The sequence below is a fragment of the Bradyrhizobium sp. Bra64 genome (assembly GCF_024519875.1).
Classification (GTDB): domain Bacteria; phylum Pseudomonadota; class Alphaproteobacteria; order Rhizobiales; family Xanthobacteraceae; genus Bradyrhizobium; species Bradyrhizobium japonicum_G.
This window is the reverse complement of record NZ_JALJRD010000009.1, coordinates 1-23518: the sequence shown is the minus strand read 5'-3', so window position 1 is coordinate 23518 and position 23518 is coordinate 1. Positions and strand designations below refer to the sequence as shown.

The window sequence follows — 23518 nt, the reverse complement described above, 5'->3', positions numbered from 1 at the left end:
CGCATCGGAAAACGAATGAAGCTGCACGACCTGCATGTGCTCATGGCGGTGGTGCAGGCTGGCAGCATGGGCAAGGCGGCGCTCGTGCTCAATACCACCCAGCCTAATATTTCGAGATCGATCGCGGAGCTCGAGCATGCGTTCGGCGTCCGCTTGCTGGATCGCCACCGGCGAGGGATCGAGCCGACCGAGTGCGGCCGCGCCCTGCTCGATTGCGGTGCCGCCGTTTTCGACGAACTACGCCGCGGCGTGAAGAGCATCGAATATCTGGCCGACCCCACCGCCGGAGAGGTGCGGATTGGAAGCACGGCTTTTCTGGCGGCCAGCTTCGTCTCCGCTCTCATCGATCGGCTCTCCCGGCGTCATCCGGGGATCAGATTCCAGCTCGTGACCGGCTACCTGGAGACACTGCACCGCGATCTGAGCGAGCGCAAAGTCGATCTGTTGTTCGTGAGGAGCAGCGGCTCGATGACTGACGAGCGGTTGCATTTCGAATTTCTTTTTGAAGATCGCTATGTCGTCGCGGCGGGTGCCAAAAATCCCTGGACCCGGCGGCGCAACATCCAGCTCTCGGATCTGGCGGAGGAACGTTGGGTGCTTCCACCGCGGGAAAGCGTGATCGGATCAATCATCACGCAAGCCTTTAGCGCCGGCGGATTTGAGTATCCACGCGCCACGGTGGTCACCGATTCCCCCCATATGCGGGTCAGCTTGCTGGAGACCGGGCGGTTCATCACGGTTTTTCCGTCCTCCGCACTGAATTTCCTGACCAGGGGGGCCGCGCTCAAGGTCTTGTCCGTCGAATTGCCGGCGGCACGTCGACCGAACGGGATGGTCACTATCAAGGATCGCGCCGTCAGCCCCGTTGTGCAGCTTGTCGTAGACAGCGCCCGTAAGCTCGCAAGGCCAATGGCGAAATGAGAGTGGGACAAGCCGGATGTCTGCTTGTGCCCGACCACGACGTACGGCGATGCCGCACGCCAACCTGGTCGCCGTGGCTGCAAGGCGGACGTTGCCTCACTCCACTGGACTTATGGGGACACGGATCAGCGCGGCCGGCTGCGCTCGATGATCTCGGCGGCGCCCTTGTCCAGCAGATCCAGTCCGACCGCACGGCCGAGCTCACGCGGGCGATTGGCGGGGCCTGCGCGCGAGGCTTCGATGATGGTGTTGCCGGAGAGATCGAGCACGGATGCGGTCAGCGACATCTGATCGCCGGCGATGGTCGAAAAACCCGCCACCGGCGAATTGCAGTGACCGTTGAGGACCCAGAGCACCTCGCGCTCGGCATCGGCGCAGGCATGGGCTGAGGGATCGTCGATCGACGACAGGACTTTTCGCGTTTGCCAGTCCTGCGCGGCGCATTCGACGGCGACGATGCCCTGCCCCGCCGCGGGCAGCATCTCCGCCGCCGTAAACTCGTAGGCGATGCGGCTGGAAAGGCCAACGCGATCGAGGCCCGAGCGCGCCATGATCAACGCATCGGCAGGCCCTACCGCGCCGCCATCCGGCAGCTTCTGCTTCTCGCCATTGTCGAGCTTTCGCACGCGCGTATCGGCGGCACCGCGGAAGTGGATGACCTCCACATCGGGAAACAGCCGCCGCGCATAGGCCGCGCGGCGCACGGCGTTGGTGCCGATCTTGAAACCCTTGCCGCGGGACTGGCGCAACGCCTGCAGCGTCACGCCATCGCGCAGCACCAGCGCGTCATTGGGTGGATCGCGCGACAGCGTGGCGCCGATCACGAGGCCAGGAGTGTCTTCGTTGCCCGGCATGTCCTTCAGCGAATGCATCGCGGCCTGGAGTTCGCCTGACAGCACCGCGGCACGGATCTGCGCCACGAAAGCGCCGCCCTTGCCGCCATGCGGCAGCAGCTTGCTGGTCTGGTCGAGATCGCCCGTGGTGTCGAACTTGACGATCTCGACATCGAGACCGGGCACGGCGGCGGTCAGGCGGCGCGCGATCTCTTCCGTCTGTGCCAGCGCCATCGCGCTCTTGCGTGTGCCGATCTTGAATCGCGTCGCCAAGCCGTCTGCTCCTTCTGGCGCAGGTTTACCGCGCATCCTCCAATATCATGTCGGAGGCCTTTTCGGCGATCATGATGATCGGCGCATTGGTGTTGCCCGAGACCAGATCCGGCATGACCGAGCCGTCGACGACGCGCAGGCCCTCGAGCCCCCTCACCTTCAGCCGCTGGTCCACCACCGAAAGCGCATCATTGCCCATACGACAGGTCGAGGTCGGATGGTAGATGGTGCTGCCGCGCTCGCGGCAGTAATCGAGCAGCTCCGCATCCGTGGATACCTTCGCCCCGGGATCGTACTCGCCAGCCACGAACGGCTTCAGCGCCGGCGCATTCAATATCTTGCGCAGGATCTTCAGACCTTCGACGTTGGTGGTACGGTCGGTCTCGGTCGACATGTAGTTGATGCGGATCTCCGGCGGCACGGTCGGGTCCGCGCTCCGGATGCGCAAGGACCCGCGGCTTTCGGGGCGGAGTTGGCACACCGAGGCCGTGAAGCCGGAAAAATCATGCAGCTTCTCGCCCATCTTGTCGGTCGAGAACGGCAGGAAGTGCACCTGGATGTCGGGCGAGGCCAGCCGCGGACTGGTCTTGAAGAACGCACCGGCCGTGCCGGCCGCGATGGTCAGCCAGCCCTTCCGGAACAGCGCGTAGCGCGCGCCGGCCAGCGCGCGGCGGAGCGGATGATTGACGGTGTCGTTGAGCGTGATCTTCTGCGAGCAGCGCATCACGACACGGACCTGCATGTGGTCCTGCAGATCGTGGCCGACGCCCTTCGCGTCCAGCACGACATCGATGCCGTGCTGGCGCAGCAGATCGGCGGGACCGACGCCGGAAAGCTGCAAGAGCTGCGGCGAGTTGTAGGCGCCGCTCGACAGCACGATCTCCTTGCGCGCACGTGCGCGGCGCACGGTCGCGCCTTGCCTGTATTCGACGCCGACCGCGCGGCGGCCCTCGAACAGCACGCGCTGGCCGAGCGCCTCGGTTTCGATCTTGAGATTGCCGCGGGTCTTCGCCGGGCCGAGATAGGCCACCGACGTCGAGGCGCGGCGGCCATTGCGGGTCGTGGTCTGGAACAGGCCGACGCCTTCCTGCGTGGCGCCGTTGAAATCAGGATTGTAGGGCAGGCCGTTTTCGACCGCGGCATCGATGAAGGCCTTCGACAGCGGATCGGTCACGACCATGTTGGATACCGGCAGCGGGCCGCCGCTGCCGTGATATTGATCGGCGCCGCGCGACTGGTTCTCGGCCTTCTTGAAATAGGGCAGCACGTCGTCATAGCCCCAGCCGGTGTTGCCGAGCTGACGCCAGCGGTCGTAGTCCTCGTGCTGGCCGCGGACATAGAGCAGGCCGTTGATCGAGCTCGATCCGCCCAGGGTCTTGCCGCGCGGCTGGAACACCTGGCGCCCCTTCAGCTCGGGCTCCGGCTCGGTCTGGTACATCCAGTTGACGGTCTTCTCCTTGAAGAGTTTGCCGTAGCCGAGCGGCACGTGGATCCAGATGTTGGAATCCTTCGGGCCGGCCTCGAGCAACAGCACACTGTGCTTGCCGTTCGCCGACAGACGGTTGGCGAGCACGCAGCCGGCGGAGCCAGCGCCAACGATGATGTAGTCGAATTCGGGATCAGACGATGCGAGGGAGGAATTTGCGGTCATCTATTGCCAGGGCCTGTACCTATAAACGTGACATGTCTGCTTCCAAGGGTGAAGCAGACTTAGGCGGCCCATTCCAGTCATTTCGCCTTTCGACCTCTGAGTGGACCAAGACATTGGTTGGGGCAGCTCGAGGGATTCATGCAGGTAGGTTGACATTTGTGGGTCGGGCTGGCGAATCAGATTCTTTTGGCGCGCGACACATCTTTGATATAGGCTGTTTATTCAGCCGCGAGCGGGGCAGTTCCGAAAGCCCGTTTATTCCAAGCGGCATATTGCCCACGGCGGGGTTTCGTCTCTCGGTCAACGCGATTCTGACCGCTGATTGCGCCTTAGTGACATGAACATTCCCCGAAAGGAGGAAGTCACCATGCACTTATCGCGTCGAAGCGGCCAAGAACCTCATCGAAGCCCCTAGCACTTGCCGCATTCAGAACAGATATTTTTGATGAGGTCATCATGTCGGAGACATTTGAATTCTTGCTGTCGTGTGTCGCGCTTGCGACGTGGCTGATGCTTCTCTTCGCGATCGTGAGCGAGGCACTCAAGCCGGTATCAAAGAGCACCCGCCGACTGTCCGAGGAGGCTTTTAAGGCCAAAGTGAAGTGATCGGGCTACATTTTTCGGTCGAAACTGAAGCGGCCCGCCCCAGTGACGAAGATCAACATCGCGCCTCCCATGATCGAGATGTTCTTCAGAAAATGATTGTATTGACCAATCTGCTGCGCACCGGCCGGATACTCCCAGTAGCGGTGTGCAATGGCAGTTGCCACCAGTACGAACATAAATGTCAGCACTGCGCAGAAGCGCGTACCGATGCCCAATACCAGGCTAATGGATATCAATATTTCCAGTGCGATGTTCGTCGCCGTGAACAGCTCGGGTGCTGGAAGGTTCAGCGACCTGGAATAGCCGACGGAGCCGCTGAAGTTGAATATTGCTCCGTAGGCGCTTCCGACGAATACCCACGCAAGTAGGATTCGGCCGACCAAGAGCAGTGCATCAGCTTTACTTGTGGCGAACTCATCTACCGGCCGTGAGTAAAAATTGGATTTCATTGGCAAAGCCTCCGTTGTTGTCCAACACGGCTGAAAACGTTTGCGGGCTGAGAGTAACGTATCACGAATGGCGGAACGGCATGAAGCGGCTCTACCAGCTCTTCGGCGTGCTGCAAACCGCTTCGTCATTCGTCTGCCAATGACCGACCGGTAGCGGACGTCAAGGGCTCGGCGCAGCAACCCTGCCTTCGCATTTGTGACCCGAAATAGGCCGAGGCCTGGGGAATGCTCACGACAAGCAGACCCGTTCGAGTTGGACTAGGCACGGACGCGGAGCGTACCGACCTTCATGGTGAGCTCTTAGCCAGTGTTCCTGACCGCCTCAGCTAGGACGGCGTAAAGTTGCTGCTTGCTCAATTCCCTCGGCCGCTGCCTCTCTGCTGTGCTCCGCGACACGGTCTTTGCGACTGGACGTGCGGAGGCGGCCGACGACAACGGCCTTAGCTTCGGGGGCGGCCTGATCGTGGGTCTTGCTGTTGGCGGCTTGTGGCCACGCTTCAGGCCCAAACGGGTCAGCATGCCGCAGACCGCGTTACGGCTACACCCGAGACAGCGCGCAATCTGCGCCGCGCTTTGTCCTGCGGCCCAGAGCCTTTTGAGCAGCGCCACGTCTTTCGCACTCCAGCCCATGGGAGCTATTATAGCGCTGACTGCCAGACATCGGCTAGTCTAGTCTTCGTCCGGCTCGCGTATGACGGCCGGTTCGTCGGAGTCATGTTCCACTTCGTCGTCCTCTTCGTCCTCCTCGTCTTCATCAGGATCTCGGGGCGGCATCACGGCGCCCAAAGCCACGAGCGGCGTCCAGACGATCGCCGTGGTGAAAAATGTTTCGAAGGTGTGCTGCTTCATGTTGTTGTTGCTCCTCGAAAAAGCTTGCGCAGCCGAATATTCCTGACGGACAACATCCGGATATCCAGGGCGCGATCGCTCCAACGCGACGGCGACCAGATCGGCTGCAGCGGCAAGGGGCGCCCCCATGCAACTGGCGGCGTTTACGAATACTTCAAGCCCGAGGACGCATCAGTTCTATATTCACCAGAACTTCACCGGCAGTGATTTCAGGATCTCCAAGATCGAGGTCAAGCAGACTTGCCTGAACAAACTCCAGGATCTTGGTGTTCGCTGCATTCGCGCTTTCGCGGTCCTCGAATATCATCACGGCGACACCAACGCCGTCGCCCCCATCCAGCACGTAGTAGGATCTGAATCCGGGCGATTGCCTCAGGATCTGACCGATGCCGCTCTTGGCGCGGCGAGCAGCGTCTGCAACCGAACGAACCTTGGTGTACTTGCGAATGACGATGTACATGAGGTCACCACGCGTTACGGTTTCCGCCCCACGCATCAAAGCATAGCGGGTCCCAGTTGGGCCCTACTTTCAGGATGCGTCACAAACGCCGGCCGGGGAGCCGCGCGACGCACCTTCTCCAGTGCGCCAACCTCGCCCCGCAAGCGGGGCGAGGTGCCGAGGCTCAGGAATCCTCGAACTTGAACGATACGTTGAGCTTGGCGCGATAGGCCTCTACTTTTCCCTTCGCATCCAATTGCATATCGAGCTTGACGACCTCTGCAATGCGAAGATCCCGGAGAGATTTTGCAGCCAGCTCGACCGCATTGGCGGCCGCCTTCTCCCATGAGTCGTTGCTGGTACCGATCAGTTCAATGACCTTGTAGACGCTATCAGGCATGTCGTCCTCCTGTTCGGTATGAAGCAGGAAGCAGGTGCTCCTGCCGTTGTGAAATCTAGCATCAGGATATCGGCGCTGATACGACGCGATACGGTCTCGGACGTCGCGCCGGGCCGATAAGGGATAAACTGCATTTCGCGGGGAGGGCGGCTTTCGGCCCTTTTCGGACGTGCCCGACTTCGCCGATGATGCCAGATCGTTGTAACAGACAAGACCTGATCTGCGACACTTAGCCCTCCGGTATCCCCGCCAGACGCGTGCCGGATCGCGCCGCTATGTCTAAGATGTTGGCCGACTGTGAAGTACCTTACGTCCCCGTGTTCTTGGCCCGGGCTAAGATGGCCACGGCTTCGGCTTCTTACTTTGAAGGAGGCATCCGATGCTCGCGATAATCAAATGGAACTCCCGATATAATGCGCGCGAATGGGTGATGATGGCTGGGACACTGGTCGTCCAACTCAGCGCACTGAATGCAAAACGACAGAAGGGTGAAAACAAACCAGGGCGGCCACCCTGGAAACACTTCGACGACACTCATCATTGGGACTCAACCGCGGAGGAATGGGTCCCCAACCATGACGTAATCGTGCAACGCACCAGGCGTCCCGCAGGCCGCGTTTAGAGACTTCAAGATCCCTCTCACTCACGACGCTGTCGAGCGGTGCGGTCGCGTTCAAGTAGCAGGATCGGGAGGGTGAGTTCCTGCCGGCCGCTTGAGTGCCGCCACCGCCGACGACAGTGGCACGTCAGCCAGGCGGCGCGCCCCATGAGGTCACGCGCAGCAAAAGCCTCCAAGCCCAATGTGGGTAGCGCCACGGCGCAGGAATCGATCGATCAAGAAGATGAGGTCTTACAATGCAAGCTTACTATCTGCCGCGGCTGCAAGTAGGAGAAGAGCGGAGAATTTGAACCTCTTGCCCGTGGGAGGTACGCGCGACCTGGACGTTCAAAATCCAGCGCAAATGAGCTCGGCGACCACCAGCACGAAACCGATGAGGCGCAAAACCAAGCTTGCGACTGCGATGGCCACGAGCAAGAGGCCAAGCCGGAAGACTGGTGCACCGCGCGCAATCATTCCCGCAGTCGCAGCGCCTCGACCAGCGACCTGAACGCACGGGCATATTCCGCGCCCGCCCTTGCGATATCCGCGCGCCCGGCGCAGGCGACCGCGGCCTCCGTCACCGCGCCGAGCAGCAGCCGAGCCAGCGGTTCGACCGGCTGCCGCGCGATCAGCCCGGCCTCCATCGCGGCCGAGAGCGCACGCGGCAGCTTGCCGCCGAAATGCCGCGCGTCGATCTCGCGCCAGCGTTCCCAGCCGAGCACGGCCGGACCGTCGCGCAGGATGATCTGGCCTGTCGGCCCCTTGGCGGTCGCCGCGAAATAATGCTGGGTGCCGGCGACCATCGCGGCGAGCACATCCTTCTCGGCCCGCGCGGTGCCGTCGATCTCGGCAACGAGATCGCGCGAGACAAGATCGAACACGGCCTCGAACACCGCCTCCTTGGTCTTGAAGTGGTGATAGACCGCGCCCTTGGCGATGCCGGCTCCCTGCGCGATCTCGTCCATGGTGGTGGCGGCAAAGCCCTGCGTCCCGAACAGGCGGCGCGCCGCCGTCAGGATCGCCTCCGATGTCGCGGCCCGCCGCTCCGCCTGTTTCGCCATGGCTCTCGTCTAGTCCAATTCCGCACGGGCGGCCAGTTGACTTTTTGACTATCGGTCGGTATTTACCGACCATCAGTCGGTTTGAATCGTGAGGTGCACCATGCCGAGCCGTGACATCGTCGAAGCTTTTGCGAAGCGGCTGGAGGCCGGGGATTTCGTCGGGGCGATCCTGGACTACTACACCCCGGACGCCGCAACCCATGAAAACCAGGCCGAACCCATGGTCGGGCGCGACAAGCTCGCGGCCAAGGAGCGCGGCGTGCTGGCAGCCTTCAAGGAGGTCAAGGCGGTGCGGATCGGGCCGAGCCTGATCGAAGGCGACAACGTCGCCACGCGCTGGAAATTCAGCTTCACCAATGCCGAAGGCGTCACGCGGACGCTCGAAGAGATTGCCTGGCAGACATGGCGCGGCGATCAGCTGATCGAGGAGCGATTCTATTACGATCCGAATCAGTTGGGGCGGTGAGCGATCTCCTGCGGATTTTCGGCTGCAACGAGCCTCGCCGTCGCTGTTGAGGCCTATTTCGTCACAATTCGCCGTCGGCGTTACCGTGCCGGTGGGTTGCCGTTGGTGAAATCGAAAACGTCAGCCAGGTATTCCAGCCCACTGTCGCTCCGTTCAGCTCACCTTCTTCGCCGGCGGAAGCTTCCACGAGCCATCGATGATCGAGGGGTCCTTCTCGCTCGGCCAGTACAGCCGCATCATCAGAACGAAGTCGCCGGAGGGCGCCGGAAGCCAGTTGGACTCCTTGTCCTTGCCCGGCGATTCATTCTGAATGTAGAGATCGGTCGATCCGTCCGGATTGGATTGCAGATTTTGGCGCGCGCTGATCGAATAGCGGTCGATCGGATTGGCCACGAAGAAATACTCGCCGTTGTACATCGTCACCGACCAGAAGCCGAGCGCTGGCGGAAGCTGGCCCTTGGCAAAGTGCATGACGTATTTGTTCGCGCCGCTGTATTTCCGGTCGTCCGCGTCCTTCTGCGAAGTCGGATAGACGGCATCCTGCGGCCGGTTGGCGCCGAGTCCAATGGCGGTGACGAGCGCCCGCATCAGGTAGTCAGTACCGTAGATGCCGGTTTTGGTCGTAAAGGCCCAGCCGTTCTCATCCTTGACGTCCTTGTTGACCTTGAACTGGAGCATGATCCGGTCAAAGCCGACCTCGGGCACGCGCTTGACGAAATCCGCCTTGAGCTTGCTCGCGTCGAAATCCTGTCCCGGCACGATACCGATCCGGGCGAATTTGGCGAGCTGCGGTGCATCCGCGGTCGCAGGCGGATTGTTCTTCATCAGCTTGCAGAGCAGTGTGAAATAGGCCACCGCGTCCATGCGGTTGACCTGCTCGCGCGCCGCCGTCTTCATGTCGAGGGACGGATCAACCGTGCCCGCCGGCGGCGTGTACGGCTTGCCGTAGGCGCTCAGCGGCACCAGCTTGAATTCGTCCTGGAGTTTGTGGACCTCGGCGTAATCCTCCGGCGTTCCGGTGCAATAGATACGGCCGAGCAGCCAAACGATGCTTGTAGGCGATTTGTACTCCGTGACGCCGGCCGGCAATTCGCCTTTCCAACCAGGGCCCGTGATCGCGCAGGTTTGCGCGCCGGTGCCAGTGGTCCGCTTGCCCGGAACCTGGAACACCGTAGTCCAGCCGTCCAGCATCGGAAATAGCGCGTAACGGTCTTTCATGTCAGGGATCGTGAGCACCCACGGCTCATTGCCGACATCGAAGAACGCAGTCGTGTAAAGCGTGTCAGCATTCGGCGCCGTCACGTCGCGGAAGGACGCGTCGGGATATTTGCGCAGCTTGATGATCTGGCCCATCGGTGCCCGCGTCCCGACCGGTGCCGCGACGTTGGTGATGATTCTCCGCGTCATCTCCATCGTCACCAAAGGGTAGCCGAAGATATAGGCGTCGGTGGCGAGTGCGAACTCCTCAAGTCCTTCGCCGATGCCGAGGAATTCACCAAGCTCGGCACGAGCTGATGTGGCCATGGAGGCGCTGGCGAGCAGGCTCATACCGCCAATCGTTGCATTGCGACGGGTGATGTTCATGGAAACAAACTCCGTTGGGTTGAACCCTAAAAATCCTTTGATCTTGCCAAGTCGGTCAGTTCGTCTTGATCTGCGTCAAGCGTGCGCAGACCGCCGCAGGCGCGCGAGAGAACGTGCAACATTTTCTGCACAAGACGCCGTAAGGGCGTCAGCAGAAATCAAGACCGGTGCGCTGGAATTAGTTGGCTGTATGCGTATCGTGAAAAGGCGACGTCGAAGAAAGGTCTACCTCTACGAGTGCCACGCTAGCACGGAAGCCGAGGGCCAGCCATGGTGTTTATCTTGTGCCTCTGCATCGTCGCGATGTGGCTCGCATCCTCGGAGCACAAGCGGCTGCCTGGTTTTTCGAAGTGCCGGGTCGTGTGAGAAAGGAAACGGAACGTAAGAGTCGCTTCCGTTCAGCGGCACGGTTGATGGATACCAGCTTCCATATCGGGCCCGCAACCGTAGTGCTCTCGCTGGAGAGACAATCTCCTTCATTCCCCTTGATTCAGATCAATACGATCCAAACTCGATTGTCGTCCCATGAAATTACTTCAGTAAGATCTCACCCGGGGAGTTCTGCTGCATGAAGATTTTACTTGTATCCTTGGCGATGATAGGCGGCCACACAGCAATTCCAGTCAGCGAACGCGTCCCTCAACTCAATGTCGAGGCAACCTGCAAAGCAACCGTAGCCACTGACAAGGCGATGGCCCTGGATCTGCCGCAGACTTACGACGACTGCATGCGCGACGAAAATTCCGCGCTGCAACAGCTTCATTCCGTATGGCTCACGAATTCCGAAAGCCTTCGAAACCGATGCGAAGGCGAAGCAACAGCTGGCGGCAATGACAGCTATGTTGACCTGCTTACCTGCATGCAAATGGCCGATTGGGCGAAATCGACGCCGGACGCTCCAAAATTGAGGGGAGCGAGCAAGAACCGAAACAAGCTGTGAGATGGCGCCGCCGGACTTCTCCGTTTCTGACGAAGTTCGCGGCGTTCTGATCGTCAGCTGACAGGCGGGCCCTGGTGTCCATGCAGTCGGCGCTGTGACGCCAAACAGGCGATTATCATTATCGTCCATCCGGTCCAGCAAGCTTCAGCGCCCCAAGTCCGCGACCGCGGCAACGCCGGCGGCGCGCATTTGTATCGATTTGTTATCGATACTGCCGCTTGGACACGCAGAAGTGGTCGCGGCGATGCCGGCCGGGTGAGATAATTCATAGTTCGTCAAAGGTTTGCAGCGAATTCTCGGGGTCGAGCCGGACGAACGGCCCATGCTGCTGCAGGCTCTGGAATGCGGACTCAAACGACCAGCTATTTCGCGCGGCTGTTCGCCGGCGATCTGTCGGCCTTTGGCGGTCCCGCAACCGACGAAGCCGTCGCCGGCCATATCCGCGCCGAACAGATGTCGCTGGTGCTCGGCTATTCCGTCGGCATCATGCTGGCCAATGCCTGCAACGCCGCCGTGCTTGCCATCGCGCTGTGGCATTCGCCGGACCTGAAGCTGGCCTTGATCTGGGCCGTCATCGTGGCGGGCGCCGCGATCGCATTCGGCGTGCAATCCCACGCCGCGCGGCGCATCACCAAACCGCAATTCGTCTCGCGCCGGGCCATGCATCGGCTGGTGCGCAATGCCTTCGTCCTCGGCGCCGCCTGGGGCATCGTTCCGGTCGCATTCTTCGCCGACGCCTCAACCGGCGGGCAGCTCGTCATCACCTGCCTTTGTTCGGGGATGCTGGCGGGCGGCGCTCTGGCCTTCGCCACGATCCCGATCGCGGCGATCGCATTCACGGCCCCGATCTTCGCCGGCATCGCCATCTGCCTCGGCAGGAATGGCGATCCGGCGTTTCTGCTGATCGCCTTCCTGGTGGTGGTGTACGGATCGGTGCTGCTGCGCAGCGTGTTCGTCAATTCGGTCTCGTTCGCGCGGCGGGTGATGCGACAGATCGAGGCGGAACGTACCGTGCGGCAGGATCCTCTCACCCTCCTGCCCAACCGGTTCGCCTTCAACGAGACGCTCGATGCCGCCCTGAAGCGGCTCGCCCTGTCCGGCGAGGAATTCGCGGTGCTGCTGCTCGACCTCGATCGCTTCAAGGAGGTCAACGACCAATTCGGCCATCCCGCCGGCGACGAATTCCTGGTCCAGGTCGCAAGCCGCCTGCAACGCTGCACCCGCGCGGCCGAGCATGTCGCGCGCATCGGCGGCGACGAGTTCGCGCTGGTGATGGCCAATCTCACGCGGCCTGAAGAGGCGCTCGAGCTCGCCGAGCGCTTCGCCGCGGCCTTCGACGAACCGTTCCAGATCGAGGGCCGCCAGATCGTCGGCGCGACAAGCATCGGCATCGTGCTGGCGCCGCGCGACGGCAGCACGCAGCTCGACATCATGAAGAATGCCGACGCCGCGCTCTACCGCGCCAAGAAGGCGGGCCCCGGCACGGTCTGCTTCTTCGAGGAAGCCGACGACCGCTTATCCCGTGATCGCAAGGCGCTGCAATCGGACCTCGAAGGCGCCATCGCGCGCGACGAGCTTTTCCTGGTGTTCCAGCCGTTCCTCGATCTCGATGAGAACCGGATCACCGGCTTCGAGGCTCTGCTGCGCTGGCAGCATCCCTCGCGCGGGCTAGTGCCGCCGAGCGAATTCATTCCGATCGCCGAGGAGACAGGGCTGATCCACGAGATCGGCGAATGGGTGATCCGGCGCGCCTGCGCGACGCTGGCGGACTGGCCGGAAGAGATCAGGGTCGCCGTGAACTTCTCGGCCGCGCAGTTTCGCAACAACGGCCTCCTGCAGATCATCGTGCAGGCGCTTGCCGACGCGAGGATCGCCCCGCACCGGCTCGAGATCGAGATCACGGAATCGATGCTGCTGTCGAAATACGGCTCGGCCGCGTCGGTTCTCAATGCGCTGCTGCAGCTCGGCGTCACCGTGGCGCTCGACGATTTCGGAACGGGCTTCTCCTCGCTCACCTATCTGCGCAAGCTGCCGTTCAGCCGCATCAAGATCGACCAGTCCTTCATCCGCGACATGCTGGTGCAGCCGGACTGCGCCGCGATCGTGAAGTCGGTGATCTCGCTGGCGCGCGACCTGCGCATCGGCGTGGTCGCCGAAGGCGTCGAGACCGCCGACCAGCTCGAATATCTGCGCCAGATCAGTTGCGACGAGGTCCAGGGCTACCTGATCAGCCGGCCGGTGTCGGCCGAAGGCGTTCTGGCGCTGCTGGACACGAAGAAGATGCGGGCGACCTACGCGGCGTAGATCTGCCGCGGCACATCCTTCGAGACGCCCGCCTTTGGAGCCGGGCGAACCATGAGGCCGAGCAGCGAGCTCAGACCGCATCCGCCCGCAGCAACGTATCCACCGTGATGGTGCCGCGGGCGCGGGAGACGCAGGCGCAGATCTTCTGGTTGCTTTGCTTCTGGTGGTCGCTGAAGAAGACGTCGCGGTGATCGATCTCGCCGTCGACGGCGACCACGTCGATGGCGCAGAGGCCGCATTCACCGCGCTTGCAATCGTACATGACGTCGTGGCCGCTGGCGTTGAGCACGTCCAGCATCGAGCGCTCGCGCGGGATTTCGAGCTCGACATCGGAGCCCTTCAGGCGAACCCGGAACGTCTCGGTGGGCAATGTGCCGCTGGAGCCGAACGTCTCGTAGCGGAGATCGGGGAGCGGATGGCCGGCACCGATCCAGGCATGGCGCGCGGCATCCAGCATCCGCATCGGGCCGCAGAACAGCGCCAATGCGCCTTGCGGCAATGACGCGAACAGCGCGTCGAGATCGAGTCGTCTGGCCTCATCGCTCGCATGGACGACCAGACGGTCGCCGAGCATCGCAGCGAGATCGTCGAGATAGGCGGCCTCGCCGCGCGAGCGCACGGCGTAGTGCAGCGTGACATCGGCACCGCGCCGCGCCAGCGCCTGCGCGGCGCCGAGGATCGGCGTGATGCCGATGCCGCCGGCGATCAGGCAATAGCTTTCGCGGGCCCAGTCGACCGCGAGCAGCGAAGCGGGCTGGGTGATGTCGAGCCGCGCTCCGGCTTGTAGCGACCACATATAGCGCGAGCCGCCGCGGGAATCCTCGGCGCGGCGGACCGCGATCCGCAAGCCGCGCGACGCGGCTTCGCCGACCAGCGAATAGGATCGCGTCTCGGGCTGGCCGTCGATGGTTACGCTGACATTGATGTGGCTGCCGACCGGATAGGCGGCACCGTCGAACTGATCCGGCTGGATCAGGAATTCGCGGATGTCGGGGGCGAGATCGCGCGTCGAGACGAGCGTCGCCGGGATCCAGGTTTCGATGAAGCGCATGGCACTGCCCTCAATCGGTTGCGGTCTTGATCAGCGCGAGCGCCGGCAAGAGGTCGAGATGGGTCCGGTTGCGCAGCGCAAGCCGCAGATTGCGGACCGCGAGCCGCGCGTGCTCGCGCATGACCGCCTCGGCGCGGGCGCCTTCGCGGTTCTCGATGGCGTCGATCACGACGCGATGATGCTCCTGCCCGATGATCAGGATCTGCTGCGCCTCGGGCAGCGCGGACTGCGCCATCACGAAGCCGCTGGGCGAGGCGAACGGCAGCGCCGAGGCGCGGTCGATCTGCCGGATCAAAGGGGGGCTGCGCGACAATTCGGTGAGCAGCGCATGGAAGCGCGCGTTCAGCGCGACATAGGACGAGAACGCGTCGACCGAGATCGGCACCTGGCGCAGCAATTCTTCGATCGCGGCGAGGCACTCCTTGAGCGGCTCGAGCTCGCGTGCCGAGACGCCGCGTTCGGCGGCAAAGCGCGCGGCAAGGCCCTCCAGCGTGCCGCGCAGCTCGATGGAATCGGAGATGTCGCGCTCGGAAAACGCCTTCACCATGAAGCCGCCGGACGGGATCGCCTCCAGCAGGCCCTCCTCCTCCAGCCGCACCAGCGCCATGCGCACCGGCGTGCGCGAGGCGCCGGTGGTTTCCACCGCCTGCAGCTCGGAGATGCGCTCGCCCGGGCGCAGAGAGCCCGACAGGATCTGGTCGCGCAGCGCGAGCTGCGCCTTCACGGTCTGCGAGACGGAACGGTCGACCTCACGCTCGGCCATGTCGGCCTACTCCGCAGCCTGGAGATGCTGCGGCGGGGTTTCCTTCGCCACCATCCTGTCGATCAGCTTGCGCGTCCACATCGCGCCGGCGTCGATGTTGAGGTTGTAGAAGATGCGATCGGGGTTCTCATCCATCGCGCGCTGCTGGGCTTCGAGGATCAGCTCGTCCTCGTGGAAGATGCCGGAGACGCCCTCGCGGATCTCGGTGGTGATGCGCTGCTCGCCGATCTGATAGTTGCGCACGAATGCCCAGAAATAGTGGCAGGTCTTCTCGGTCTCGGGCGTGATGGTGTTGAGCACAAAACCGTTGACGCCCTGCGAGCGGTCGCCTTCGGGCGCGCCGGTGCCGGTGGGTGCCACGCCGACGTCGATGGCGATGGTGCACGGCGCCTCGAAGCGGATGATCTGCCAGCGGTCGACGAGGCCGGTCTTGCCGAGCTGCTTGGCCCAGAACGGCGGCGCCTCGATGCCGCGCATCCAGCGCGTCACCGTAACGGTCTTCTCGCCATGGGTGACGTCGAACGGCGCTTCGGCGACCGCGTCATTGCCGATGGAGGAGCCGTGCACGAAGGTCTCGTGGGTGAGGTCCATGAGATTGTCGAGCACGAGGCGGTAGTCGCAATTGACGCGGATGGTCTTGCCATCACCGGCCCAGGCCGGATCGTGGTTCCAGTGCATGTCGGGGACGAGCGCGGGATCGGCCAGCGCGGGGTCGCCCATCCAGAGCCAGATGTAGCGATGACGTTCGACCACGGGATAGGCGCGCACGCAGGCCGACGGGTTGATGGTCTCCTGCGAGGGCATGAAGGTGCAGCGGCCCTGCGCATTGTATTTCAGCCCGTGATAGCCGCAGACTACGGTGTCGCCCTCGAGCCGGCCCTTCGACAGCGGCACCAGGCGGTGCCAGCAGGCGTCCTCCAGCGCGGCCACCGAGCCATCGGCCTTGCGGTACATTACGACATGCTTGCCGCAGATCGTCCGCGGCAGCAGCGCCGGCTTGACGTCGGCGTCCCAGGCGGCGGCGTACCATGCGTTCATCGGGAAGGGTTTTGTCACCGGTCTCACTCCCAAGGCTTATGAATACGTTATGTATACAATAGCGAGGGCATGAGAATGGTTCAAGGTCGATTTTGGCTTACTAAATTACCATTATCGTCGATTATGTATACAGGATTGACCAGTGCCTTGGCGGCTACGCCCCGAACACCTTCTTCAGCCCCGCCTGGGCTTCTTCCTGAATCCGCTTCAGGTGCTCAGTGCTGCGGAAGCTTTCGGCGTAGATCTTGTAGACATCCTCCGTCCCGGACGGCCGCGCCGCGAACCAGCCGAAATCGGTCTCGACCTTGATGCCGCCGAACGGCTGGCCGTTGCCGGGCGCCTTGCTGAGCGTGGCGCGGACGGGATCGCCGGCGAGATCCTTCAGGCCGAGCTGCTCGGGCGTGACGGACTTCAAGATGTTCTTCTGCGGCGTGGTCGCCGCGACATCGATGCGCGCGTAATGCGGCACGCCGAGCTCGGCCGTGAGGTCGTTGAACAGCTGGCTGGGATCGCGGCCGGTCTTGGCCATGATCTCGGCTGCGAGCAGGCCGAGAATGATGCCGTCCTTGTCGGTGGTCCACACGGTGCCGTCGCGTCGCAGGAACGAGGCGCCCGCACTCTCCTCGCCGCCGAACCCGAAAGAGCCGCCGACGAGGCCGTCGACGAACCATTTGAAGCCGACCGGCGTCTCGACCAGCTTGCGGCCGAGTTTTTTAGCAACGCGGTCGATGATCGAGCTCGACACCACGGTCTTGCCGATCGCCGCGTCCTTGCCCCAGTTCGGGCGGTGCGCGAACAGGTAGGCGATCGCGGTCGCCAGATAATGGTTCGGATTCATCAGGCCGCCGGTGCGCGTCACGATGCCGTGCCGATCGGCATCGGTGTCGTTGGCGAAGGCGACGTCGAAGCGATCGCGCATGGCGATCAGGCTCGCCATCGCATACGGCGAGGAGCAGTCCATGCGGATCTTGCCGTCCCAGTCCACCGTCATGAAGCGGAAGGTCGGATCGATCGCCTCGTTCACCACGGTCGCCTTCAGGCCATAGCGCTCGATGATCGGATGCCAGTAATGCACGGCGGCGCCGCCGAGCGGATCGATGCCGATATTGATGCCGGCGGATTTCACGAGGTCGAGATCGACGACGTTGCCGAGATCGGCGACGTAAGGCGTAACGAAATCATAGGCGCGGACGTTCGACGATTTCAGCGCCTTGGCATAGTCGATGCGCTTTACACCCTTGAGCCCGTCGGCGAGATAGGCGTTGGCGCGTTTCTCGACCACGCCGGTCACATCGGTGTCGGCCGGGCCGCCATGCGGCGGATTGTATTTGTAGCCGCCATCCTCCGGCGGATTGTGCGAGGGCGTGATGACGACGCCGTCGGCGAGGCCGCTGCTGCGGCCTTTGTTGTAGGTGAGAATCGCATGCGAAATGACGGGCGTCGGCGTGTAGCCGCCGTCCTTGTCGATCATGATGTCGACGCCGTTGGCCGCGAACACCTCGACGGCGCTGACCAGCGCCGGCTCGGCCAGCGCATGGGTGTCGATGCCGATGAAGAGCGGACCGGTCAGCCCCTTTTCTCGCCGGTAATCACAAATGGCCTGCGTGGTCGCCAGGATATGGCCCTCGTTGAAGCTGTTCTTGAACGAGGTGCCGCGATGACCCGAGGTGCCGAACGCCACCCGCTGTGCGGGATCCGCGACATCGGGCTTGCCGGCGAAATAGGCCGTCACCAGCCGCGGAACGTTGGTGAGCGCGTCCGGCGAGACCTGCTTGCCCGCCGCGGGATGAACATCAGCCACTGAAATATCCTCGTCGTTGAAAGATGAAGGTCCTGTCACACCATACCATCGGGCTTGCACCCGCCAACCCAAAAGCCCTTCGTCAACACTGGCAACAAATGGCCGCATTTGGGGCCGTGAATACAGACATGACCATTTTCGCAACGGCCGTGCTGCTCGCCAGTTCCTTGGTGTTATCGTCTCCGGAACATGTGAGGGAGGCCGACGTCGAGCCCAATCCGATCCTGCGCAATGCGGCGGTGGATCACGACCTCGCCAGGGTGAAGCGACGGATCGAGCGGGCGCTCCACAGCGACGCAACAGATACGACGGAGGCATCCCCTCCTCCGCGCACCGTGCGCTGACGCCACGCGTCGGACCCGTTCCCCGGGCCGTCCGCTCCCACGCACTCGCGGGATCATGCTATGGTTCGAGGCATCCCGGCCCTTCGAATCGTCCCCATGGTCCTCTCGCGCAAGCTGCTGCCCCTGCTGATCGCCTGGCTTGCGCTGGCCGGTGCGTCGTCGCGCGCCATTGCCGCCGAATTCTACACCGAGGACCTCCGCATCCCGATGGCCGAGGCCGGCCCGCAGGGGCTGGAGGCGTTCCTGGTCCGCCCTGCGGGTGCGAAGCGCTATCCGCTCGCGCTGCTCAGCCACGGCTCGCCGCGCAGTTTCGACGACCGCGCGACCATGTCGGCGCACAAATATTACGGCATCGCGCTGGAATATGCCCGGCGCGGCTTTGCGGCGCTGATCGTGATGCGGCGCGGTTACGGCACTTCGCCGGGCGGCCGCGTCGACAGCGTCGGCGGTTGCGCCAATGCCGCTTATCTGCCGGCGGCGGCGGTTGCCGTCGCGGATTTGCGCGCCGCGATCGACGCGATGGGGCGCAGGGCCGACGTGACGACATCGGGCATGATCGCGGCCGGCCATTCCGCCGGCGGGCTCGCCACCGTCGCGCTGACCGCGCAGGCGCCGTCCGGCCTCGTCGCCGCGATCAGCTTTGCCGGCGGCCGCGGCTCGCGCGATCATGACGAGGTCTGCAATCCCGACGGGCTGGTGCAGGCCTTCGCCAGCTTCGGCAAGACCTCGCGCGTGCCGATGCTGTGGGTCTATGCCAGCAACGATTCGTACTTCGGTCCCGATCTCGCGCGGCGCCTCCATGACGGATTTCGCGCCGGCGGCGGCGCCGCGAAATTCATCGCGGCACCGCCTTACGGCGACGATGGCCACTATCTCTATTCCGTCGTGGGTCGTCCGCAATGGACGCCGTATCTCGACGCCTTCCTGCGCGAGCGCGGGCTCGGCCATGATATCCTCAGCCCGCCCGATCCGCTGCCGCCGCCGGGCCAGCTCGACGAGGCCGCGCGCGCCGAGTTCGCGCGCTATCTCGCCAGCACCATGCCGCACAAGGCTTTTGCGGTGTCGCCGAACGGCGGTTACGGCTGGCGCTCGGGACGCGCGACGACCGACGACGCCCAGCGCGATTCGCTCGGCGCCTGCATGAAATGGTCACCCACCTGCACGCTCTATGCAGTCGACGACAGGTTGGCCGGCGCGCAAAGGACGTCGACGGATCAGAGCGCCCGCGCGCGATAGGCGCGAGGGCGATCAGATTTTTCGGCAGGTGAGGCTACAGCCGCTCGCTGAGCGCGAGCTTGTAGCCGACGCCGGTGACAGTCGAGATGACGGGTGTGCCGCTGCCGACGAGCTTGCGGCGCAGCCGCGCCACCAGGGCATCGACCGTGCGGATGTCGACCTCGGCCTGGCGGTTGCTCACGACCTCGATCAGATAGTCGCGGCTGAGCGGCCTGCCGTCGGCGCCGACGAGCGCTGCGAGCAGGTCGAATTCGGCCCGCGTCAACGATACCGGCTTGCCGTCGCTGCCGAGCAACTCGCGCCGCGTCAGGTCGATGATCCAGTCGCCGAACGCGATCGAATTGTGGTTCCGCGCCGCCTTGCGGTCGATCGAACGCCGTCGGAGCACGCTGCGGGCGCGCGCGAGCAGGTCGCGCAGATTGATCGGCTTGGTGACGTAATGGTCGGCGGCGATCTCGAGGCCGAGGATACGATCGACGTCGGTGTCGCGGCGGGTCACGAAGATGATGCCCGCGTTGCTGGTCGCCTGGATCTCCTTGGCGAGCTCAAAACCGTCGCCGTCGGGCAACTGCACGTCGAGGAAGATGAGATCAGTGCGCGCGCGCAGCGCCTGGCGGCATTCCGCGCAGGAGCCGGCACCGACCACGTCGAAATTGTTCTCGCTGAAGTAACCGACCAGCATCGTCCGCGTCACCGGATCGTCTTCGACGACGATCAGCCGCTCGCGGCCAGCGGGACGCAATTCCTGAAGTGCGGAATCAGCCACGATCTTGGATGTCCTGTGTGCCTGCGGGCCCGCCTGAAAATTCAGGTCGTCGCGCAATGCGATGTCTTGTGAACGAGCATTCACAACCGTTCGAGCCCCCGAATTGCCTGCCAGAATACTAGGCGTCTTGTGCCGCCCAAACAACATTGGTCACGATCCAGCCGTATTAAGTATGAATTGGCCCACAATTCTCATCCCGCGCATGGTGTGCGGGAAATCGCCTGCACAAGCGAAAGTTGTGCGAGACTGCAGCCCGAGGCTCCCGCGGCAGCTTGCCCCGCCAAGAGCTTCGAAACTATTGTGCCCCCGAAAAGCCTGCACATGGAGTAGCCGCCATGGAAGTCGTACTGCTCGGCACCGGCGGGCCGCGCCCGGACCCGCGCCGCATGGCGACCACCACGCTGATCAGGCTCGGCGAGGAGAACTTCCTGTTCGACGCAGGCCGTGGCGTCATGCTGCAACTCGGCAAGGCCGGCGTGCCGCTCGGCGCCGTCAACACGGTCTTTCTCACCCATCACCATTTCGACCATATCGGCGACCTCTACGATGTGATGCTGAATTCATGGATGCACGGGCGCAAGGACGAGCTGCGCATCTATGGGCCGCCGGACACCGAACGTCTGGTCAACACGCTGATCACGCAGGTCTACGACAAGGACATCACCTGGCGCGACAAGGGCGAGCCGAGCTTCGGCGGCTGGAAGCCGGTCGTCGCGACGGACATCGTACCGGGCCCCGTTCTCGATACCGGGCGCTGGAAGATCAGCGCCGAGCTGGTGTCGCATGGGGACGGCCTCGACATGCCGCCCGCCTTTCTCCAGCGCTGGATGTGTCTCGGCTACCGCTTCGAGGCGGCGGGCAAGATCATCGCAATTTCCGGCGACACGGTCCCCTGCCCGGGTCTCGAGCGACTGGCGGAGGGAGCCGATTTGCTCGTCCAGTGCTGCTTCCTCGCCACGCCGGAGATCAACAACGAGCACCTCCGCCGCCTTGCGAAATTCACGATTGCCTGCGGCGATACGGTCGGCAAGGTCGCAGCCAAGGCCGGCGTGAAGAAGCTCGCGCTGACCCATCACCGGCCGCGCACCGACGATTCCATGTTGAATGCACTGCTCGCGGACGTCAGGCGGGACTATTCGGGTCCCGTCGTGCTCGGCGAGGACCTCACGCGGATCGAGGTTTGAGAGCCATCAGGCGGCCGGCTTCAGGACGATCCGACCTCGATCCGGAACGACAATTGCTCTTCCGTTCCCGGCGCGATGTGCATCAGGCCCGGCTTGTCGCTGAACTCGCCATCGAAGCCGGCAGGACTGGCATAGCCGCGCCAGGGCTCGATGCAGAGGAACGGCGCGCCTGTCGGCCTCGACCAGACACCGAGCTCGCGAAAGCCGCGCCACGACATTGTCAGCCACGGCCCGCTGGACGCGCCCTGCCCCGCGGCATAGCGGACCGAACTGCTCGCGATCCGGTCGAAGATGATTGCATCGTCGACGAACAGGGAAGCGGACAAGGGCAGCACGGTGCCGTCGACCGGGCTCGGCTCCGCTGCCGGACGCAGCAAGCCGCCATCGAGACGGCGGACGGGGGATGGCTCTGCGTTCGCGAAGGTCAGCGCGTAACTCTCCTTCGCCACTCCCGGTCGGAGCGGCCAGTTGAAAGCGGGATGGCCGCCGAGCGAGGCCGGCAACGTTTCGTTGCCGGTGTTCGCGATCGTGAGCGAAAGATCGAGACCGAATTCGTCGAGCACATAGGTCGCCGTCAGGCGAAACGCGAAGGGGTAGAGCGCACGTGTCGTCTCGCTGTCTTCGAGCACGAGGGCACAGCGACTCTCGCCGCGTTCCGACCACGCAAAGCGGCTGTCCCGCGCGAATCCGTGCTGGGTCATCCGGTACGTCCTGCCCCGGTGCCGCAATTCGTCTTTGGCGAGACGCCCGACGATCGGAAACAGCAGCGGCGCATGGCGCGGCCAGGCCGGCTCCGCCTGCCAGACGAATTCGACGCTGTCCTTGTGCTTGAGCGAGCACATCTCGGCGCCGTGCGCCTTGATGGTCGCGGTGAGAGCGCCGCTGCGGATCGTGTGCGTGTCGTCGGTCATGACCGTCCTCATCGCGAAAGTCGAGGTGGCGGGCGAAGCGCCGCTGCCTCGTGCGAGCAGACCATAAGTATTGGAGGATGTTTTGCCCGCCCCGGTATGGGCGAAGCGAAGCTCAGCTTCGCATCGCCGTGCCAGGTCCGCCTGCCAGGCTTCCTCGTCAGGCTTGGGACGACCGTCCGACGCTCTCATAGACGAACCCAGCCGCAGCCATCTCTTCGGGACGGTAGATGTTGCGGAGATCCACGACGACGGGCTGGATCATGGTCGCCTTCAGCCGGTCGAGATCGAGCGCACGGAACTGCACCCATTCGGTGACGATGACGATCGCGTCGGCGCCTTGCGCGCAGGAATAGGCGTCCTCGCAATAGGTGATGCTGGGCAGCTCGCCCTTGGCCTGCTCCATGCCGACGGGGTCGAACGCCTTCACCTTCGCCCCCATGTCGATCAGGCCGGTGACGAGCGGGATCGACGGCGCGTCGCGCATGTCGTCGGTGTCGGGCTTGAAGGTGAGCCCGAGCACGGCGATGGTCTTGCCGCGCAAGCTACCGCCGAGCGCCTGGCTCACTTTCCGCGCCATCGCGCGCTTGCGGTTCTCGTTGACCGCCAGCACGGATTCGACGATGCGCAAGGAGACGTCATAGTCCTGCGCGATCTTGATCAGCGCCTTGGTGTCCTTGGGAAAGCAGGAACCGCCGAAGCCGGGGCCGGCATGCAGGAATTTGGTGCCGATGCGGTTGTCCAGGCCAATGCCGCGCGCGACCTCCTGCACGTTGGCACCGACTTTTTCGGAGAGGTCGGCGATCTCGTTGATGAAGGTGATCTTGGTCGCGAGGAACGCGTTGGCGGCGTATTTGATCATCTCCGCGGTGCGGCGTTCGGTGAACATCAGCGGCGCCTGGTTCAGCGACAGCGGGCGGTAGATGTCGCCCATCACCTTGCGGCCGCGCTCGTCGGAGGTGCCGACGACGACGCGATCGGGAAACTTGAAGTCGCGGATCGCCGCGCCCTCGCGCAGGAATTCGGGGTTCGAGGCGACGACGACATCCG

The 23518-nt window shown here is 63.5% G+C and carries 24 protein-coding genes; 8 read left to right on the top strand and 16 right to left on the bottom strand.

Annotated features, from left to right (window positions below; translation table 11 throughout):
- Positions 1 to 15 precede the first annotated feature (15 nt).
- Positions 16 to 921 carry a LysR family transcriptional regulator gene (locus NR187_RS23795; protein WP_211387009.1) on the top strand — a complete coding sequence of 302 codons (906 nt, stop codon included), beginning with the start codon at positions 16 to 18 and terminating at the stop codon, positions 919 to 921.
- Positions 922 to 1046: 125 nt separating this feature from the next.
- Here NR187_RS23795 and hemC read toward each other — a convergent pair whose 3' ends face one another.
- Both hemC and NR187_RS23785 read right to left on the bottom strand, forming a co-directional pair.
- Positions 1047 to 2027 carry a hydroxymethylbilane synthase gene (gene hemC, locus NR187_RS23790; RefSeq protein WP_256807872.1) on the bottom strand — a complete coding sequence of 327 codons (981 nt, stop codon included), beginning with the start codon at positions 2025 to 2027 and terminating at the stop codon, positions 1047 to 1049.
- A gap of 25 nt (positions 2028 to 2052) precedes the next feature.
- Positions 2053 to 3678 carry a GMC family oxidoreductase gene (locus NR187_RS23785; protein WP_256807871.1) on the bottom strand — a complete coding sequence of 542 codons (1626 nt, stop codon included), beginning with the start codon at positions 3676 to 3678 and terminating at the stop codon, positions 2053 to 2055.
- A 456-nt stretch (positions 3679 to 4134) separates the two neighbouring features.
- On the opposite strand from NR187_RS23785, the gene NR187_RS23780 reads away from it, so the two are divergent.
- Complete coding sequence (locus tag NR187_RS23780) at positions 4135 to 4284, top strand: hypothetical protein (RefSeq protein WP_211387012.1); 150 nt, start codon at positions 4135 to 4137, stop codon at positions 4282 to 4284.
- Between the two features lie 5 nt (positions 4285 to 4289).
- Here the strand turns inward: NR187_RS23780 and NR187_RS23775 are convergent, their stop codons facing one another.
- The 6 genes from NR187_RS23775 to NR187_RS23750 all read right to left on the bottom strand — a co-directional run bounded on the left by NR187_RS23775 (position 4290) and on the right by NR187_RS23750 (position 8083).
- A complete protein-coding gene (locus tag NR187_RS23775; protein WP_249129639.1) occupies positions 4290 to 4733 on the bottom strand; it encodes a DoxX family protein in 444 nt (147 codons plus the stop codon).
- A gap of 300 nt (positions 4734 to 5033) precedes the next feature.
- Entirely contained in the window at positions 5034 to 5363 is a 330-nt protein-coding gene (locus tag NR187_RS23770; protein ID WP_256807870.1) for a GcrA family cell cycle regulator, read from the bottom strand.
- Between the two features lie 39 nt (positions 5364 to 5402).
- Complete coding sequence (locus NR187_RS23765) at positions 5403 to 5582, bottom strand: hypothetical protein (RefSeq protein ID WP_211387014.1); 180 nt, start codon at positions 5580 to 5582, stop codon at positions 5403 to 5405.
- A 154-nt stretch (positions 5583 to 5736) separates the two neighbouring features.
- Positions 5737 to 6042, bottom strand: a complete 306-nt coding sequence (locus NR187_RS23760; RefSeq protein WP_211387015.1) for a hypothetical protein — start codon at positions 6040 to 6042, stop codon at positions 5737 to 5739.
- Between the two features lie 163 nt (positions 6043 to 6205).
- A complete protein-coding gene (locus NR187_RS23755; protein WP_211387016.1) occupies positions 6206 to 6421 on the bottom strand; it encodes a dodecin family protein in 216 nt (71 codons plus the stop codon).
- A 1071-nt stretch (positions 6422 to 7492) separates the two neighbouring features.
- Entirely contained in the window at positions 7493 to 8083 is a 591-nt protein-coding gene (locus tag NR187_RS23750; RefSeq protein ID WP_256807869.1) for a TetR/AcrR family transcriptional regulator, read from the bottom strand.
- A gap of 100 nt (positions 8084 to 8183) precedes the next feature.
- Between NR187_RS23750 and NR187_RS23745 the strand changes: the two genes are divergently transcribed.
- Positions 8184 to 8549 (top strand): nuclear transport factor 2 family protein, encoded by a 366-nt coding sequence (locus NR187_RS23745; RefSeq protein WP_256807868.1) that lies wholly within the window; start codon positions 8184 to 8186, stop codon positions 8547 to 8549.
- A gap of 153 nt (positions 8550 to 8702) precedes the next feature.
- On the opposite strand, the gene NR187_RS23740 is transcribed toward NR187_RS23745, so the two are convergent.
- The gene (locus tag NR187_RS23740) at positions 8703 to 10133 is read right to left on the bottom strand and encodes a DUF1254 domain-containing protein (RefSeq protein WP_211387019.1); all 1431 of its coding nucleotides are present in this window, start codon (positions 10131 to 10133) and stop codon (positions 8703 to 8705) included.
- A 568-nt stretch (positions 10134 to 10701) separates the two neighbouring features.
- Between NR187_RS23740 and NR187_RS23735 the strand changes: the two genes are divergently transcribed.
- Together NR187_RS23735 and NR187_RS23730 are read left to right on the top strand one after the other, a co-directional pair.
- Positions 10702 to 11073 carry a hypothetical protein gene (locus tag NR187_RS23735; protein WP_256807867.1) on the top strand — a complete coding sequence of 124 codons (372 nt, stop codon included), beginning with the start codon at positions 10702 to 10704 and terminating at the stop codon, positions 11071 to 11073.
- A gap of 342 nt (positions 11074 to 11415) precedes the next feature.
- Positions 11416 to 13377 carry a bifunctional diguanylate cyclase/phosphodiesterase gene (locus tag NR187_RS23730; RefSeq protein ID WP_256807866.1) on the top strand — a complete coding sequence of 654 codons (1962 nt, stop codon included), beginning with the start codon at positions 11416 to 11418 and terminating at the stop codon, positions 13375 to 13377.
- A gap of 70 nt (positions 13378 to 13447) precedes the next feature.
- Here the strand turns inward: NR187_RS23730 and NR187_RS23725 are convergent, their stop codons facing one another.
- The 4 genes from NR187_RS23725 to pgm all read right to left on the bottom strand — a co-directional run bounded on the left by NR187_RS23725 (position 13448) and on the right by pgm (position 18030).
- Positions 13448 to 14428: a PDR/VanB family oxidoreductase gene (locus NR187_RS23725; RefSeq protein ID WP_211387022.1), complete on the bottom strand. Its 981-nt coding sequence runs from the start codon at positions 14426 to 14428 to the stop codon at positions 13448 to 13450.
- Between the two features lie 10 nt (positions 14429 to 14438).
- Entirely contained in the window at positions 14439 to 15191 is a 753-nt protein-coding gene (locus NR187_RS23720; RefSeq protein ID WP_211387023.1) for a GntR family transcriptional regulator, read from the bottom strand.
- Between the two features lie 6 nt (positions 15192 to 15197).
- The gene (locus NR187_RS23715; protein WP_256807865.1) at positions 15198 to 16247 is read right to left on the bottom strand and encodes an aromatic ring-hydroxylating dioxygenase subunit alpha; all 1050 of its coding nucleotides are present in this window, start codon (positions 16245 to 16247) and stop codon (positions 15198 to 15200) included.
- Positions 16248 to 16383: 136 nt separating this feature from the next.
- The gene (gene pgm, locus NR187_RS23710) at positions 16384 to 18030 is read right to left on the bottom strand and encodes a phosphoglucomutase (alpha-D-glucose-1,6-bisphosphate-dependent) (protein ID WP_256807864.1); all 1647 of its coding nucleotides are present in this window, start codon (positions 18028 to 18030) and stop codon (positions 16384 to 16386) included.
- A 128-nt stretch (positions 18031 to 18158) separates the two neighbouring features.
- Between pgm and NR187_RS23705 the strand changes: the two genes are divergently transcribed.
- The gene (locus NR187_RS23705) at positions 18159 to 18374 is read left to right on the top strand and encodes a hypothetical protein (protein ID WP_211387026.1); all 216 of its coding nucleotides are present in this window, start codon (positions 18159 to 18161) and stop codon (positions 18372 to 18374) included.
- Positions 18375 to 18470: 96 nt separating this feature from the next.
- Positions 18471 to 19610: a S9 family peptidase gene (locus tag NR187_RS23700; protein ID WP_256807863.1), complete on the top strand. Its 1140-nt coding sequence runs from the start codon at positions 18471 to 18473 to the stop codon at positions 19608 to 19610.
- Positions 19611 to 19644: 34 nt separating this feature from the next.
- On the opposite strand, the gene NR187_RS23695 is transcribed toward NR187_RS23700, so the two are convergent.
- Complete coding sequence (locus NR187_RS23695) at positions 19645 to 20460, bottom strand: response regulator transcription factor (RefSeq protein WP_211387028.1); 816 nt, start codon at positions 20458 to 20460, stop codon at positions 19645 to 19647.
- 251 nt (positions 20461 to 20711) lie between these two features.
- On the opposite strand from NR187_RS23695, the gene NR187_RS23690 reads away from it, so the two are divergent.
- A complete protein-coding gene (locus NR187_RS23690; RefSeq protein ID WP_211387029.1) occupies positions 20712 to 21560 on the top strand; it encodes an MBL fold metallo-hydrolase in 849 nt (282 codons plus the stop codon).
- Between the two features lie 20 nt (positions 21561 to 21580).
- Here the strand turns inward: NR187_RS23690 and NR187_RS23685 are convergent, their stop codons facing one another.
- On the bottom strand, positions 21581 to 22471 hold the full coding sequence (locus tag NR187_RS23685; protein WP_211387030.1) for an aldose 1-epimerase family protein: 891 nt from the start codon (positions 22469 to 22471) through the stop codon (positions 21581 to 21583).
- A gap of 157 nt (positions 22472 to 22628) precedes the next feature.
- On the bottom strand, positions 22629 to 23518 hold an 890-nt coding region (locus tag NR187_RS23680), incomplete at its 5' end, for a UDP-glucose/GDP-mannose dehydrogenase family protein (RefSeq protein WP_256807862.1).